Annotated in this window: 12 protein-coding genes; 8 read left to right on the top strand and 4 right to left on the bottom strand. The window is 41.2% G+C overall.

What is annotated here, in order from left to right:
• Position 1: 1 nt before the first annotated feature.
• Positions 2–727, top strand: a complete 726-nt coding sequence (locus tag GJB62_RS28175) for a hypothetical protein (protein ID WP_114080846.1) — start codon at positions 2–4, stop codon at positions 725–727.
• A gap of 3 nt (positions 728–730) precedes the next feature.
• On the top strand, positions 731–1,975 hold the full coding sequence (locus GJB62_RS28170; RefSeq protein WP_114080845.1) for a hypothetical protein: 1,245 nt from the start codon (positions 731–733) through the stop codon (positions 1,973–1,975).
• Positions 1,976–2,035: 60 nt separating this feature from the next.
• Here the strand turns inward: GJB62_RS28170 and GJB62_RS28165 are convergent, their stop codons facing one another.
• Positions 2,036–4,165: an ATP-binding protein gene (locus GJB62_RS28165; protein ID WP_114080844.1), complete on the bottom strand. Its 2,130-nt coding sequence runs from the start codon at positions 4,163–4,165 to the stop codon at positions 2,036–2,038.
• A 295-nt stretch (positions 4,166–4,460) separates the two neighbouring features.
• Here GJB62_RS28165 and GJB62_RS28160 point away from each other — a divergent pair, with 295 nt between their 5' ends.
• From GJB62_RS28160 to GJB62_RS28150, 3 genes are all read left to right on the top strand, one after another.
• Positions 4,461–5,204, top strand: coding sequence for a RibD family protein (locus GJB62_RS28160; RefSeq protein WP_114080843.1), 744 nt, complete (start codon positions 4,461–4,463; stop codon positions 5,202–5,204).
• Between the two features lie 160 nt (positions 5,205–5,364).
• A complete protein-coding gene (locus tag GJB62_RS28155) occupies positions 5,365–6,546 on the top strand; it encodes a GNAT family N-acetyltransferase (RefSeq protein WP_114080938.1) in 1,182 nt (393 codons plus the stop codon).
• 90 nt (positions 6,547–6,636) lie between these two features.
• The gene (locus GJB62_RS28150; RefSeq protein ID WP_114080842.1) at positions 6,637–7,020 is read left to right on the top strand and encodes a DUF4346 domain-containing protein; all 384 of its coding nucleotides are present in this window, start codon (positions 6,637–6,639) and stop codon (positions 7,018–7,020) included.
• Between the two features lie 81 nt (positions 7,021–7,101).
• On the opposite strand, the gene GJB62_RS28145 is transcribed toward GJB62_RS28150, so the two are convergent.
• A complete protein-coding gene (locus GJB62_RS28145; protein ID WP_114080841.1) occupies positions 7,102–7,833 on the bottom strand; it encodes a TPM domain-containing protein in 732 nt (243 codons plus the stop codon).
• A 380-nt stretch (positions 7,834–8,213) separates the two neighbouring features.
• Here GJB62_RS28145 and surE point away from each other — a divergent pair, with 380 nt between their 5' ends.
• Positions 8,214–8,894 carry a 5'/3'-nucleotidase SurE gene (gene surE, locus GJB62_RS28140; protein ID WP_114080840.1) on the top strand — a complete coding sequence of 227 codons (681 nt, stop codon included), beginning with the start codon at positions 8,214–8,216 and terminating at the stop codon, positions 8,892–8,894.
• A gap of 33 nt (positions 8,895–8,927) precedes the next feature.
• On the opposite strand, the gene GJB62_RS28135 is transcribed toward surE, so the two are convergent.
• Positions 8,928–10,379 (bottom strand): MFS transporter, encoded by a 1,452-nt coding sequence (locus tag GJB62_RS28135; RefSeq protein ID WP_114080839.1) that lies wholly within the window; start codon positions 10,377–10,379, stop codon positions 8,928–8,930.
• A gap of 77 nt (positions 10,380–10,456) precedes the next feature.
• On the opposite strand from GJB62_RS28135, the gene GJB62_RS28130 reads away from it, so the two are divergent.
• Both GJB62_RS28130 and GJB62_RS28125 read left to right on the top strand, forming a co-directional pair.
• A complete protein-coding gene (locus GJB62_RS28130) occupies positions 10,457–10,972 on the top strand; it encodes a phosphoribosyltransferase (RefSeq protein WP_114080838.1) in 516 nt (171 codons plus the stop codon).
• Positions 10,973–11,131: 159 nt separating this feature from the next.
• A complete protein-coding gene (locus GJB62_RS28125; RefSeq protein ID WP_114080837.1) occupies positions 11,132–12,253 on the top strand; it encodes a hypothetical protein in 1,122 nt (373 codons plus the stop codon).
• Positions 12,254–12,316: 63 nt separating this feature from the next.
• Here the strand turns inward: GJB62_RS28125 and topA are convergent, their stop codons facing one another.
• Positions 12,317–14,485 carry a type I DNA topoisomerase gene (topA, locus tag GJB62_RS28120; RefSeq protein ID WP_114080836.1) on the bottom strand — a complete coding sequence of 723 codons (2,169 nt, stop codon included), beginning with the start codon at positions 14,483–14,485 and terminating at the stop codon, positions 12,317–12,319.
• Positions 14,486–14,491 lie beyond the last annotated feature (6 nt).

Genomic DNA, 14,491 nt, shown 5'->3' with positions numbered 1-14,491 from the left:
CATGAATTATAAAATTATCCTTGCCAGCCTATTGATTCTCAGCATCAGCCATCTTCCTGCTGCTGCTTCTTGCCCAGAAGGAAACCCCCGCACTACTGATTACATCCGCCGAAAACCACCCAATCGTTGCGAAGGTATCAAACTCGAACCCTTAAGCGGCAATAGCTTGAGCTTAATTTCCATTGCTACCCGGAACCTCGCCAGTTTCGGCAACACTCTCACAGTAAAAATTCCCCAAATAAATGGTGGAAAAAACCCCCAAATAATAGTGAAATCATTAGGCGATAATTATCACTATCAGATGGATGACTTGTTATTGTCTAAGAATGGTTCAGGTTTCAGCTTTAGCTGGGATACTTACGTTCTCAGAGAAGCCAAAATCCCAGCAAATAAACTCCGCGCTGTGGCATCCTATAGTCTTGGTTCCCAACCTGTGTATGTTCCAGTTATTTTGGGGCAAACTTCTGGCAAGTATGAATTTGTCTTTTATTCTGAGGATAGAGTCAGATTTACCACCTTTGAAATCCTTCCCCAAGGTGAAAAAGCAATTTATAGCACTTCCCGCCCTAACCCGAAAAAGGGTGAAACTGTTTTTACCTGGGATGGTAATGTCCCAGCAGGGCGCTATGAACTGCGCTACGTTGCTAATATTGAGCGAAGAAATGAACCTAGCGATCGCATCGAAAGGCGAATTGTATTTGAACATAACCCAAATTGGTTGAAATAAATCATGGCATCTCGGCAAAAAGCCAAACAATTTCCCGACTTCATTAAGATTCGCCAATGGTTGAATTCTCTGAAAACACATCTAATTGTGTGGTTTGGAGTCAGCATTTCAGCCCTGAAGCGCTTACTACGAACTATTTCAAATCATCAAAGTTTATTGTTGGGGCTGGTGTTACTTTTATTTTTGACTATCGGCACTATTGCTGCGATCGCACCTGGGACTCATACCTTTGAAGGTAATATCATTTCTCAAGAAATGAGCTTTGTCTATAATGGTCAGCAACCCAAACGCTTTATTGAAAATATTCGTGGCATTAAAGAATTAGAAAGTGAAGGCATCCAAACCTTAACTTTCACGGGTAAGTTTCAAAGTGAATTACCCCAAGTTAATCAGTTAAAGTCGTTAACAATCCAACTTAAAGACCGCGAAAGTAAATGGATTATTGCTCCGGTTAATCTGGAAGGAACGAGCAAAATAGATTTGAATGAACTGCGGCTACAACCGAATACAAAAGTAACTGAGTTAAATTATGACTTTTATCGTAATCAGTTGGCTTTCTCCCTACAGCGAAATCCTAAACTAGACCTAAAAAATAACGCTAATATATTAAAACTGTATTTAGGTGAACAACCAATAAAAGTTATAGTAGAAGGCTATGAATTACCAGATTCTAATTTACAAAAACAACTAGATAATCAAACACCTCTAGAATTTATTTTAAATCCAGATAATCAAGAATTTAACTTAGAATATCCACAAAACACCAATATTTATATTACCTTAGCCAAACCTGCCAAATTTGAATCAGAGCAATGGTTTCGGGGCAAGATAGAAACCAAAAATGTTCAGTTTGTAGATGTAGATAGAAATGGCAGCGATCTCAGAGATGATTTAGATGTTTCTACTATTGTAGAAGGCAAAATTCGCATGGTAGGGCAGGAGCAAGAAATTAAAAAAAATCAATTTCTCATGGGAGAAAATCCTGATATTCCTTTAAATATTCAACTAATACGCCATCTGCAAATTGTCCCCAAAAAAGGCATAGAAGCCCGCTTTTCTGGTAAAACTAAACAGATTCAAATTGGTCTAGATCAGGATTTCCCTGTTTCCAGAATCCAGGGTAGCTGGTTAGATGGTGTTTTACCTCGTGATGCAATTATTGCGCTGTTCTCTTTTGGGGCTGCTACAATTCCTAATCTTGTGTCTTGGCTATTTAGTAACACTTCTAAATCAGAGCCAAAGCCATAACTGTTAAGAGTGAGGATTCAAATTTATTTTTTTGAATTTTGAATTAAAGTCTAGTAAAAATTATCTTTCAGAAGCCCCATTTGCATAAACTTCTGTTTTTGGAATACTTACCAAGATAGTTTGCTGCGGCGAAAAGCTAATCTCGTAAGTCTCGTTCCCAAGTAACACCTGGAATTTCATCGACTTCTCTTTGTCTACAACTGCTTTTACAGATTTGTTGCTCCCCAAAGAGGGGCTTTCCCCAGACTGCTGTAGGCTAGAGTATTGGCTTGCTTTTGCCCCCTTATTCTCAGAGGACAATCCCAGATTCGCGACATTTTCTTTTTTGTTGTCAACAGGTAACAGCGAGATATCAATCAAGGGTAAGGTAATCTTTAGTGTCGTACCTTGATGAAGTCCCGTACTCTCAAGAGTAATGCTGCCTCCCATAAGTTCGATTAAGTTTCGTGAAATTGCGAGTCCTAGTCCAGTCCCTTCAAACTGACGCGCAGTTGTGCCATTCACCATGACAAAGGGGCGAAATAGTTTGTGCTGTTGATTGGGATCAATGCCTATACCTGTATCTTTAACTATTACCACTACTTGAGATTTACCATTACTAGATTGAATTTCAGTAGCAATGGTGATGCTTCCTGTGTCGGTGAACTTAGTAGCGTTGCCAATAACATTAATCAGCACCTGCTTTAGTTTTGCCGCGTCTGCCTTAATTGGTATCGGTTGAGGATCTAACTCGCATTTCAATTGCAAGCCCTTTTGTTGAACATTAACTGATTGTAAATTAATCACCTCTAGCAATATTTGTCGGAGATCGAGAGGTGTGATAACTACAGAAAGCTTACCCGCTTCGATTTTGGAAATGTCGAGTAAATCATTAATAATATTTAGCAAATGAATCGTTGTTTCATTGGCACGTTTGAGGAATTCCATTTCTTCTTCACGGCTATCACATAAGCCATCTTCAACCACGCGAATGCAGTTAATAATAGTATGTAATGGGTTTCTCAATTCATGGGAAGTCGTAGCCAAAAATTGGCTTTTAATCTGGTTAGCGTTTTTTGCTTCTTTCCAAGCTATTTCTAGTTCTTCTGCCCCAGCTTTGAGCCGTTCTACCATTTGGTCTAATGCTTGGGCTAGTTGATTGAATTCCCGAATTTGGAAATTGTGTGGAACTGGTTGTGCGGCGTGGTGAGAGTGAATATTGAGAGCGTAGTCTCGCAATTCTTCTACAGGACGTGCCAAGTAAGGAGCTAGATATAGGGATGCTAACAAACTTGCACCAATCAAACCAACTGTCAAAACAATAAGAATTAGTTTAATTTCTTCTAAACCAAAAAGCGCATTATCGACACTAGTAACAGCTAAGACTATCCATTTTTGCTGCTGCTCTTGGGTGAGTGGATTTGCAATAGCTGTATAGCCAGCGACTAATTCGTTTCCCTCTTTAAAAGACAGATTTATCGAATCATTTCGTCCTGCAAGGGCATTTTTAATTATGCTTTTGAGTTGGGAAGCATTGGGATGTTGATTAATATTAGTTCCCACCCAGTCTGTGAATGGATGTGCCAAAATTGTGCCATCTTCAGCAATAACTACCATCACGCCTGTAAGCGATCCCGGCGGATTTCTGGTTTGTTGGTACAATGCAGACTGAATACTTAAGCTGTAAACTAAATTTTTTCGCTTATCGGAGACTGGTGCAGATAAAACTAACTGTAATTGATTTTGTGCGTTTCTTTTTCCAGTCATTCCTGCCTTTGGCGGGAAGATTGTCTTGACATCAATTCCATCACTAGGCAAAGGGAACCTTAATTCTCCAATTGCTTGATCCCCACAGCTACTGGCAATTATTTTCTGGTTTAGGAGATCCGTTAATTGGATACACTCAATATTGGCTGGAAGTTGTTGTTTTAGCTGTGCGAGAATTTCTTGCTCTTGTATAGGCGAACCCGACGGAATCACCGTTGTTTTACTTACACTCAGTAAACTAGCTTTTAAGATTGCGATCGCATCGCCAATTCTCTCCCCTTTACTAATGGCGCTTTCTGTTAAATTTTGACGCGCAGTTCCCAATATGCTAGAACGTGCCTTATTCAAGGCTACAATCTCGCCTATAAGTAAAACTGGAACGAACAGCAGCAATATTCTCGTTACTAAAATTCGACGAAAGGAAGATTGGCGGGAATTAGTCATCAAGTGTCTCACTTTGCATCTGCAAACCACAACAGCAAAGATATGTAATTAGACTGGCTAGATGAGACATTTTATTAAATTATCAGAATTTTATTTTCAATGTTTAAAAATAACAAATTGCTATCATTCAAAAAGAAACGTGGTATACCAAAACTCATATATGCTAGATGTAAAAGTGGTTTGTGTTGCATATAAATACAGTGGTAAAATTGTAAATAAATAACTTGCAGGCATGGATTTTTTTTGAGAATCTACATACAAACAAAGAAAATATTCCAACTATCAAATCAATTTAATGTTGCAACATCGTCCTCATACTACAGTTGTTTTAGCAATGAGTGCAGATGGCAAGATAGCAGATTTTAGGCGATCGCCTGCTCGCTTTGGCTCAAGGGTTGATAAAGCACATCTAGAAAAACAAATCGCTGCCTCTGATGCGGTTTTATTCGGTGCTGGTACTCTCCGGGCTTATGGAACGACACTTACTGTATCAGATCCAACTCTAGTGCGACTTCGGGCACAAGAGGGGAAGCCTCCGCAGCCAGTTCATATAGTGACTACACACTCTGGAAACCTCAATCCGGAAATTAACTTTTTTAAGCAACCAGTTAGACGCTGGCTACTCACGACAGCACTGGGAAAACTTTCATGGAAAGGACGTTGTTTACAGACGCTTCCTTCAACTCTGGGAACCGGAACACAAGAGTGTCCTCCAGAATTTGAGCAGATTCTGGTTTTTGAAACACCAACGCGAGAAATTGACATTCCCGCAGCTTTGAAGCATCTAGCCAATATAGATATAACACGGTTGGTGGTCTTGGGTGGAGGTGAATTAGTCGCTTCCCTGCTGGGCTTAGATTTAATTGATGAATTATGGCTAACTGTCTGTCCCCTGATTTTAGGTGGTAGTACTGCCCCCACACCTGTAGAAGGGAAAGGTTTTTTACCCCATTTAGCTCCCAAGTTGCAGCTTTTAGAAGTTCATACAGTTGAGCAAGAAGTGTTTTTGCACTATCGCCTGCAACAACCAGCAGATTAGATTACGCTAAGTTAAGTTATTGGATATTGGGAATTGGGAATTGGGCAAAACAGTTCTGAGTGAAGAATTAGGAGTTACGAATTCTCCCCCTGCTCCCCCTGCCTCCCCTGCCCCTCTGCCCCCCTGCCCCCTGCCTCTTACTCATCCCTACTCCCCTAAGATGGTAGAACAACTTAAGCCTCGCTATTCTGTCGTTTGGACAAACAAAATCGCTGAAGTACCCCAAAATGCCTGGAATGCTTTAGCAATGCCACTCAAAACGCCATTTTTAGAATGGGAGTGGCTAAATAATCTCGAAACCTCCCAAAGTGCTACGGCTAAAAGTGGTTGGTTGCCAAATCACTTGACATTGTGGCGGGATAGAACGCTGATTGCGGCTGCACCACTTTATCTCAAAGGACATAGTTCTGGTGAATTTGTATTCGATCACCAATGGGCAGAGTTAGCCGATCGCATCGGAGTTCAATATTACCCAAAATTGCTGGGTATGACACCATTTACCCCAGCTGAAGGTTATCGCTTTTTAATCGCCCCAGGAGAAGATGAAGACGAAATCACCGCGATGATGGTGCATGAAATTGACACATTCTGCTCCAAAAATCGGATTTCTGGATGTCATTTTCTCTATGTCGATCCCCAATGGCGGCCGATGTTGGAACGGCATGGCTTTACAACTTGGTTGCACCACAGTTACGTCTGGGAAAATGCTGGCTTTAAAACTTTTGATGACTACTTGAAAGTGTTTAACGCCAATCAACGCCGCAATATCAAGCGGGAACGTAAAGCTGTCGAGAAAGCTGGTTTAAGATTGCAACCTCTGAGTGGTGATGAAATTCCCTACTCTTTATTTCCCTCGATGTACCAGTTTTATGCAGACACCTGTGATAAATTTGGCTGGTGGGGTAGCAAGTATCTCACACAGAGGTTTTTTGAGCAGCTACACAATGATTATCGCCATCGAGTCTTGTTTGTCGCTGCATATAGCGAAGAAGATAATTCTCATCCTTTAGGAATGTCCTTTTGTTTGTTTAAAGGTGACAAACTCTATGGACGCTATTGGGGAAGTTTCCAAGAAATAGATTGCTTACATTTTGATGCTTGCTATTATGCGCCTATTGAGTGGGCGATCGCTAACGGAATCCAAATTTTTGATCCTGGTGCAGGTGGCCGTCACAAAAAACGGCGCGGTTTCCCTGCTATGCCCAATCATAGTTTGCACCGTTTTTACAACAATCGTTTAGGACAAATTATCCGTCCCTATATTAAGGAAGTGAATCAACTCGAACAGCAACAGATTGAGGCGATTAATGCAGAGTTGCCATTTAGTAACCGAGATTCTTAAAAGTTTGCCAAGGTAGAGGGGGAACGACGAATTACACTTAATATATAGTGTAAAAACCCTGAAAAAAGAAAATTTCTTTTGCTAGTGCTTATGGATTTAATACTTGAAGATTTAGCCGCAATTGATGATAAAATTTCCCAGCGTCATATCGATCTCGATCCCGGTGGATATTTTATTATTTACTTGGATCGAGACGCAGGGTTAATTTATGCCAAGCATTTCACAAACGTAATTGATGAGCGTGGTTTAGCTATCGATCCCGAAACTGGGAAGGTAATTCCGGCACGAGGAAAGGTAGAACGAACTTACACAACGGTTTTTAGTGCGAGGACGGCGAAAGAACTTTGCGTGAAGATTTTTGAAGAAACTCAGCCCCCGCCTGTAACTCAATTAAATCATGCGGCTTATTTGGGTCGAGAATTTGTTCGGGCTGAGGTGGCTTTAGTAAAAGGGCAAGAGTATGTTCAGGATTAAGCCAATTTTAGATTTTTAATTTTGGATTGAAGGAAAAATCTAAAATCTAAAATCTAAAATTGAATGACCCTGATTATCCAATTACCCATCAGATGATGGCTGATTTATCTGATAAATGTAGTAAGTCGCCATTGGGATGACGGTGGCGGCAATTAACAACCCTACTACCCAAGCAGTAGCGTTACCTTGGTTGGTTTCTTCTGCTTTCTTGTAGGTGCCTTCTACCTGTACATTGTCAGTAACTTGGGGTGGCCCCGGATCGGCTTTACCGGAGAGGACGGCAACAAGGCGATCGCTAGCATCTAGAAATGCCTGATTGTATTTGTTACCATTGCGTAACGGCACACTTACTGTCTCAGTAGCTACACTCTCGGCAATAGCGTCAGTGAGTAAAGGTTTGACTTCATCCCCAGTAATAATGGAAGTACCATTGGTAACTGTGTCAATAACCAATAAAGTTTGATTAGCTTGGGCTTCTTTTGTCGGAAACCATTTTTCAAACAACTCTTTGGTAAAGCTTTCTGGTGTTTCACCGTAGTCAAGGCGGCGAACAGTCACAATTCTGACTTCCTTATTTGTTTGCTTTGCCAAATCCTCGAAAGCGCTGCTAATTTTACCTTCATTCAGACGGCTGATAACCTCACCTTGATCCAATACCCAGGTGTCTGCTGTGAGGCTGGGTAATTGATACACACCTGTGGCTAAAGCAGGTGTGGCAAACAGCGAGGCTGTTAAAATAACCGTCACCAATGTTAAAACCAGCCGGATAAGGTGTTTTTGACTACTAAATATTTGTTTGAGGAGCTGTTTCATCGTGTGATCCCTAAGACAGACTTGCACCAAAAATACTACAGAACTAGTGCAAAAATCACCTCGTTCGCGGTTTTCTCCGGGATCAAGTTTTTGCTACTACCAGCAGATATGTATTTTACGGGATTTTTTGATTGCACAAACTTCTGATGATCGCGGTTGCAAGCATAAAATTGACAAGAAATACCGCCCATTTTGAGAATTAACCCAAATGCTTAGGGCGGAATTTGCAAACCATCTAGAAATGATATCGTATAATGAATATTTTTGGCAGAAAGAAGTATAACTTTTCATATATGCAAGTTGCTTGTCCTGCTATACCCTTTTATGGGTTATCTCTGCAACTTCTCTGATATTTTGGCTAAATCTAGAATAATATATACATGACTATAATTTTAACTAACGACGATGGCATTGATGCCCCCGGTATAAAAGCTCTAATCAAAGCTGTAAATGGCAAAAATGTTATTATCGCGGCTCCTGCCGATCATCAGTCTGGGTGTGGACATCAAGTTACTACCACTCGCGCCATCAACCTCCAGCGACGTTCTGAGACTGAATATGCGATCGCAGGCACTCCCGCCGATTGTGTGAGAATTGCTTTAACACAAATCAACGCAGATGTCAAATTTGTGCTTTCAGGTATTAACGCTGGGGGCAACTTGGGAGTCGATGTCTACATTTCTGGCACAGTGGCTGCTGTGCGGGAAGCCGCAATGCACGGTATTCCCGGAATTGCTATTTCCCACTATCGCAAAGCCAAGCAGAATTTTGATTGGGATCTAGCTGCCAAATTGACAGCTGAAGTTTTAGCGGACTTACTCAAGCGTCCCCTAGAACCAGGAAGCTTTTGGAATGTGAACTTGCCGAATCTGCTACCAGGAGAACCACATCCTGAGATAGTGTTTTGCCAAGCCTGTAGCAGACCTTTGCCTGTCAACTATCGAATTGAAGGCGATGATTTTTATTATGTAGGAGAATATGGCAAACGCGATCGCACCCCTGGTAGTGATGTGGACGTATGTTTTTCCGGCAATATTGCTGTAACTCAGTTAAGGGTTTGAAACTGTAAAACAAAAAAATCTTTCCCCACTCCCTTAACTTCCCCTCTTCTCTTGCCTTTCTTTGAGTTTCAGCATAATTTCTGCGTGCATCTCGCGGGTAATTGGGTAAAAATACGTTAAAACTAAGCCACAAAGCAAACAAACTGTAGGTATGGGGCCAACGGCAATACGAATAGCAAACAGTGCCGATTCTGGTTGGATAGGTAGTGGACTTCCGGCTACGGATTCTTTGAAACCTGATACTTGCAAAGCATTTCCTACCAAAAACAGTCCGAAAGCTAAACCAAATTTTTGTAGCAAAACCATGAAGCCATAAAAAATGCCTTCTCTGCGTTGTCCAGTTTGCAGTTCATCTAATTCAATTACATCTGGAATCATCGACCAGGGAATCAGATAAGCTGTGGATACACCAATACCTGCCATCACAGCCATCACATACATCAAAACTATTTGACCAGGCTGTAAGAAAAATAGTCCGGCAGCAGCTATTATCCACAAACTCATTCCCAGAAAATAAACAACTTTTTTCCCGACTTTTTTACTCAACTCACCCCAGACAAATAGCATCAGCAGGGCAGTTGCTTGGACTGCAATCAGCACTGTGGGCACATCTGATTCTTTAAGGGCCATACAATTGACTACAAAATAGGGAATAATGCTGGCTGTAATCTGCACACCTAGCCAAGAAAAAAGATATATACCAATAACAAATAAAAAAGGTCGGTTGCTGAAGACTATTTTTAGCTGTTCGCCGAAGGGGAGAGATGCAGGTTCCTCGGTTTGGATGCGTTTAGCCTCAAAAGCCAAGATGCGATCGCGAACTCCAAAAACGCAGCAATATAATCCTAAAATCGAAATTACAGTACAAACTGCTGCTAAAACGAGATATGCTTGTTGGCGATCGCTAATTTTGATAAAAATAATTAGCGCTAAAATTAATGACAAAATGCTGCCACCAATGGAAAATGTAAAGCGATAGCTGTTAAGGCTGGTACGTTCGTCGTAATCTTGAGTTAGTTCTGGAGTCATTGCCGTATAAGGCAAATTCACAACCGTGTAAAACGCTTGAGATAGAATCCCAATCGCTACGTAATACCAGAACAACGGCCAAATATTCTCACTCTGATTTGCACTAAATTGCGGTACAATCCATTGCAAGAAGAATAAAATTCCAAAAGGGATTGCTCCATAAAACATCCAAGGAAGACGACGGCCCCAACGCCGAGATTTCGTTTTATCAGTCAGGAATCCCACAAGAGGATCATTTACGCCATCCCAGATTTTGCCAATCATCAAAATAGTGCCAGCTAAACCCGCAGGGATACCAGCGACATTGGTAAAGAAAATCAGCAGATAAAACACAGAGATATTGGCAGTAATTGCCGGGCCTAAATCCCCTGCACCATAAGCCAGTTTTGTTTTTAAGTCGAGTTTTTCACTAAGAATATCTCGTTGGGCATCGCCATCAGCAGCATAATCTTTCATAATAACTTGCGCTCATACTAAAATAAAAAGTTTGCGATTGCCTTCAATACTAGCCATCTACCACTTCCGTTAGACTTATGCCAGACCTTTACGTTTCTTGGTCAGATTATCACCAAAAAATTGAACAACTGGCTATCCAGATTTATCAATCCAGTTGGGAATTTAACCAGATTATCTGTCTTGCCAGAGGAGGATTAAGAGTTGGAGATATTCTCTCCCGGATATACCAGCAACCACTGGCAATATTAGCAACCTCATCTTACAGTGGCGTTGGTAAGCAAGAAAGAAGTAATTTAATTTTCTCCCGCCACTTGACAATGACTGCCGAAAAGTTAGGTTCGCGCATTCTTTTAGTAGATGACTTAGTAGACTCTGGCATCACACTCCAACAGACTATACCTTGGCTCAAGCAAAATACTGATTCCCAAATTGAGGAAATTCGCACTGCCGTTCTTTGGTATAAAGCCTGTTCAGTTATAGCACCCAATTATTATGTCGATTACTTGGCTGACAACCCCTGGATTCATCAACCCTTTGAACGCTATGAAAATTTGAACCCCGCAGAACTTACCACTAAGGTCAGTCCGTATTGATAAATACTTAGTAGCGCTACGTACAATTCAAAATTAAGAATTCAAAAGTTTATAGAGTGAGCTTTTTTGGCTCACCAGATTTATTACTATATTTTGCCAAAATTGGCACATTTACCCCTAAATATGTATGGTGTTATTTACCTGACTCATTGTTAAAGAATGACAAACGATATTTCGCACAAACGGAACCTTCACCGATTTGACCCTGTTGCGTATCTAGTAATTGGAAAACTTGGTCTTTCTCCTCTAACTTTCGGGCTGTTGGCAGCACTTACCGCTACTGTAGTTTATTTGTTTACTGCATGGATAAGTGATACGCTGTGGTCTAAGCAGGGACAGATGGGGTTACTTAAAGACTGGATTCCCTGGTTAGTAGGACTTTTCATTAATCCAGTAACATTGGGATATTACTTATGGAGTTTTCAAGCAATCGATAAAGTAATTCAAGACCTGGAAAAATCTGACGTATTAGAAATAGACAAATTTCAGATTGATCAATTTGTTATTAACCTCTATTCCCAAAAATGGCGACAACTATCTGCACTTGCCAGCGCTCTCTTTTTCAGCACTATTGTTTTTATCATCAGACCTAGATTAGAAGAGAGTTGGACTAGCTCTAGTTTTCTACCAGGACTTACCATTACGATCGCCACATTTGCAGTCGTATATATGGGTAGTATACTTGTCATTAATTTGATTACAAATATTTGGATTTTCTATAGAATTTTAGGAAACAAGGATCTTGATATTAATCCTCTTCATCCCGATCGCTGTGGTGGTCTGCGATGTCTCAGTGATTATTCGCTTAAAACTGCCTATCTAGTTGCTGTTTTGGGTATCTGGATTGGCGTGATTGAGTATCAAGTAATTACACAAGATGTCGGAAAAGGATTCTGGTTTGTTCATCTGGTAATTCCATTGTATATTTTTCTATCAATGGGATGTTTTTTTGGGCCATTGCTGGCAGCAAATAGCGGTATGAAAAGAGCTAAAGAAAAGTCTTTAGATAAAATTGCTCGGCAGTTCCGAGCAGATTATTCGGGGATTTATACTAGTCTGGCTGAAGACACAGAAGCTTTCAAGAAAAAATCTGAAAAAATTCAGCAGCTACGTGCCTTGTACACTATGACTGATGAGTTGCCCGTTTGGCCCTTCGATGTCAAAACTTTCCGCCGATATCTCCTAACTGTGCCTACTCCTCTTATTGGTATCCTAAGTGGCATATTTAAAAACTTGTTGATAAATCTACTAAAGCAACAGAATATCAAGCTTGGTGGGTAAAGGCGTTATCAGATAAAACTCAAATTTATTTGTCTAGCGGTGAAATGAGCCGGATAGCTTTAGTTAAGTTTTTGATATCTCCCCAAACTTAGGACTCCACCACCCTTTTGGCGTACTGAAATAAGCTACATCTTTATGTTTCGTATCTTTACGGGATTGTGCGTTAGAACATCGCAACATTGTCTTACTCTGCCCCTCTTTGATATAACTGTACTCCTCTAGAGGTTTCTTACATACCGGGCAGGGATATGCCGTCATCTTCACGGGAGGCTTTTGTTGATTTTCAGCTTGGACTGTTTTAGCTTGTGGTGGCTGCCAAGTTTTGTTAAAGTCGCTCCAAAATAGTACGACATTTTCACAGCCTTTTGTGCATTTGAGGAAATATTTCTTTTTAACTTTACTACTCGGAATTTTAGAGAGAAAATTTTTGCATTCAGGGCATCGCGTTTTGGAAGTTTCATATTTGCGATCGCTTATCACATTAGCTTTACCTGTTGGGGAACTCGCAACTACAGTCTTAGCTTTGGATAGTGCTGGTACAAAGTAATTCTGATTCCAACTAGTTAAATAATGCTGCCAAGAGTTTTTTCCTTCGGAAATTGCATCAAGGGCATCCTCCATTTTCGCTGTGAATTCCGCCTCTAGTAAATCTGGTAGTGCTTTGAGCAAAAACGCATCAACTTCTAACCCTAACGCTGTCGGTTGCAGATGGTCTTTTTTCAACTCGACATAATTTCGTTTTTTTAAGGTAGCAACAGTAGGAGCATAAGTACTTGGGCGACCAATTCCTTTACGTTCCATCAGTTGTACTAATTTGGGTTCACTATAACGCGGTGGTGGCTGCGTCTGCTTCTGCTCATGTCCAGCATTCTCCAGTTTCAATGCTTGTCCCTGTTGTAATGAAGGTAAAATACTATCCTTGCTGAGATTGTTCCAGTAGCGGGCATAACCGTAAAATTCAATTACTTGCCCTCTAGCTGACCACAGTAGAGAACCAGACTGAGTAATCACCAAAGTTTTACGCAATTGGGCAGCACGACACTGAGAAGCAATTGACCGTTTCCAGATCATTACATAAAGATTAAACTCATCATCAGGAAGTTCTAAACGCAATTGAACTGAGGGACGAAATACATCTGTTGGACGAATCGCCTCATGTGCTTCTTGAGCTGATTTGCTACTACGATGCTTGGCGACTTGCTGCGGTACATTCTGCGGATCATTTTGCTCTAACCATTTACGAGCGCTGGTACAAAATTCTGGACTCAGCATTACTGAATCTGTTCGCATATATGTGATAAGCCCTGCCTCATAGAGCTTTTGGGCCTCAATCATGGTTTTGTCAGGAGCAAACCTCAGCTTTGAACCAGCTGCTTGCTGAAGGCTGGAAGTTGTAAATGGTGGCGGTGGCTGACGGTTAACTATTTTTCCTTCAAAATGAATCACCTGATGAGGATGTCGCTGTGCTTCTTCAACTAAACGTGTAGCCTCTGCTTCGGAAAGAACGCGCTTAGACTCAGGTGTTTCTGGACTATTACCTACCTTTGCATCATCATGAGTTTCAGTTTCTTGGTCTGCTGCATCTTTTGCAGAATCTACTGTACCTTTGTAAAAAGCCCGAAATCCTTCAGCATAATCTACCCAGACACTCCAGTAATCTTGGGGAACAAAAGCCAGAATTTCGTTTTCTCGCTGACAAATCAAATGCAAGGTGGCACTTTGGACTCTGCCAACACTCTTAGCACCGTTATTCAATGCCCAAACTAAAGGGCTACCTTTATAACCTACAAGCTTATCTAGGCAATCTCGGCATAACCCAGCACCGATTAAATTTTGGTCTAGCTTTCTGGGATTAGCGATCGCACTCTGTACCGCCGATGCTGTAATCTCAGTATAAATTACTCGTTTCGGTTCCCTTAAACCCAGCGTTTCTTTGAGATGCCAAGCAATTGTCTCGCCTTCCCGGTCTGGGTCAGTTGCTAAGACAACTTCATCAACCTGCTTCACCGCAGACTTGAGCTTCTGGATTGTTTCTTTCGCTCGTTGGTCACGCGGAACGTAATTGCACCGAACATTACTGCCGTCCATGACGAAGCCCAAGGAATCGTCCCCTTCATTGCTGAGTTCTCGGATGTGGCCACAACTGGCTAAAACTTTCCAATCCGAACCCAGAATTTGACTGAGTTTTTTGACTTTTCCGGGAGACTCGACCACAAGCAGGCGTTTGATCATAGCAAC

This window comes from Nostoc sp. ATCC 53789, from assembly GCF_009873495.1.
Lineage (GTDB): Bacteria > Cyanobacteriota > Cyanobacteriia > Cyanobacteriales > Nostocaceae > Nostoc > Nostoc muscorum_A.
The sequence above is the reverse complement of the archived record's forward strand: the minus strand, read 5'-3'. Positions and strand labels throughout refer to the sequence as shown.

Excerpts from the sequence above, each read along its gene's own strand:
- GJB62_RS28175 (WP_114080846.1), top strand. The coding sequence starts at position 2 with ATGAATTATAAAATTATCCTTGCCAGCCTATTGATTCTCAGCATCAGC.
- GJB62_RS28170 (WP_114080845.1), top strand. The coding sequence starts at position 731 with ATGGCATCTCGGCAAAAAGCCAAACAATTTCCCGACTTCATTAAGATT.
- GJB62_RS28165 (WP_114080844.1), bottom strand. The coding sequence starts at position 4,165 with ATGACTAATTCCCGCCAATCTTCCTTTCGTCGAATTTTAGTAACGAGA.
- GJB62_RS28160 (WP_114080843.1), top strand. The coding sequence starts at position 4,461 with ATGTTGCAACATCGTCCTCATACTACAGTTGTTTTAGCAATGAGTGCA.
- GJB62_RS28155 (WP_114080938.1), top strand. The coding sequence starts at position 5,365 with ATGGTAGAACAACTTAAGCCTCGCTATTCTGTCGTTTGGACAAACAAA.
- GJB62_RS28150 (WP_114080842.1), top strand. The coding sequence starts at position 6,637 with ATGGATTTAATACTTGAAGATTTAGCCGCAATTGATGATAAAATTTCC.
- GJB62_RS28145 (WP_114080841.1), bottom strand. The coding sequence starts at position 7,833 with ATGAAACAGCTCCTCAAACAAATATTTAGTAGTCAAAAACACCTTATC.
- surE (WP_114080840.1), top strand. The coding sequence starts at position 8,214 with ATGACTATAATTTTAACTAACGACGATGGCATTGATGCCCCCGGTATA.
- GJB62_RS28135 (WP_114080839.1), bottom strand. The coding sequence starts at position 10,379 with ATGAAAGATTATGCTGCTGATGGCGATGCCCAACGAGATATTCTTAGT.
- GJB62_RS28130 (WP_114080838.1), top strand. The coding sequence starts at position 10,457 with ATGCCAGACCTTTACGTTTCTTGGTCAGATTATCACCAAAAAATTGAA.
- GJB62_RS28125 (WP_114080837.1), top strand. The coding sequence starts at position 11,132 with ATGACAAACGATATTTCGCACAAACGGAACCTTCACCGATTTGACCCT.
- topA (WP_114080836.1), bottom strand. The coding sequence starts at position 14,485 with ATGATCAAACGCCTGCTTGTGGTCGAGTCTCCCGGAAAAGTCAAAAAA.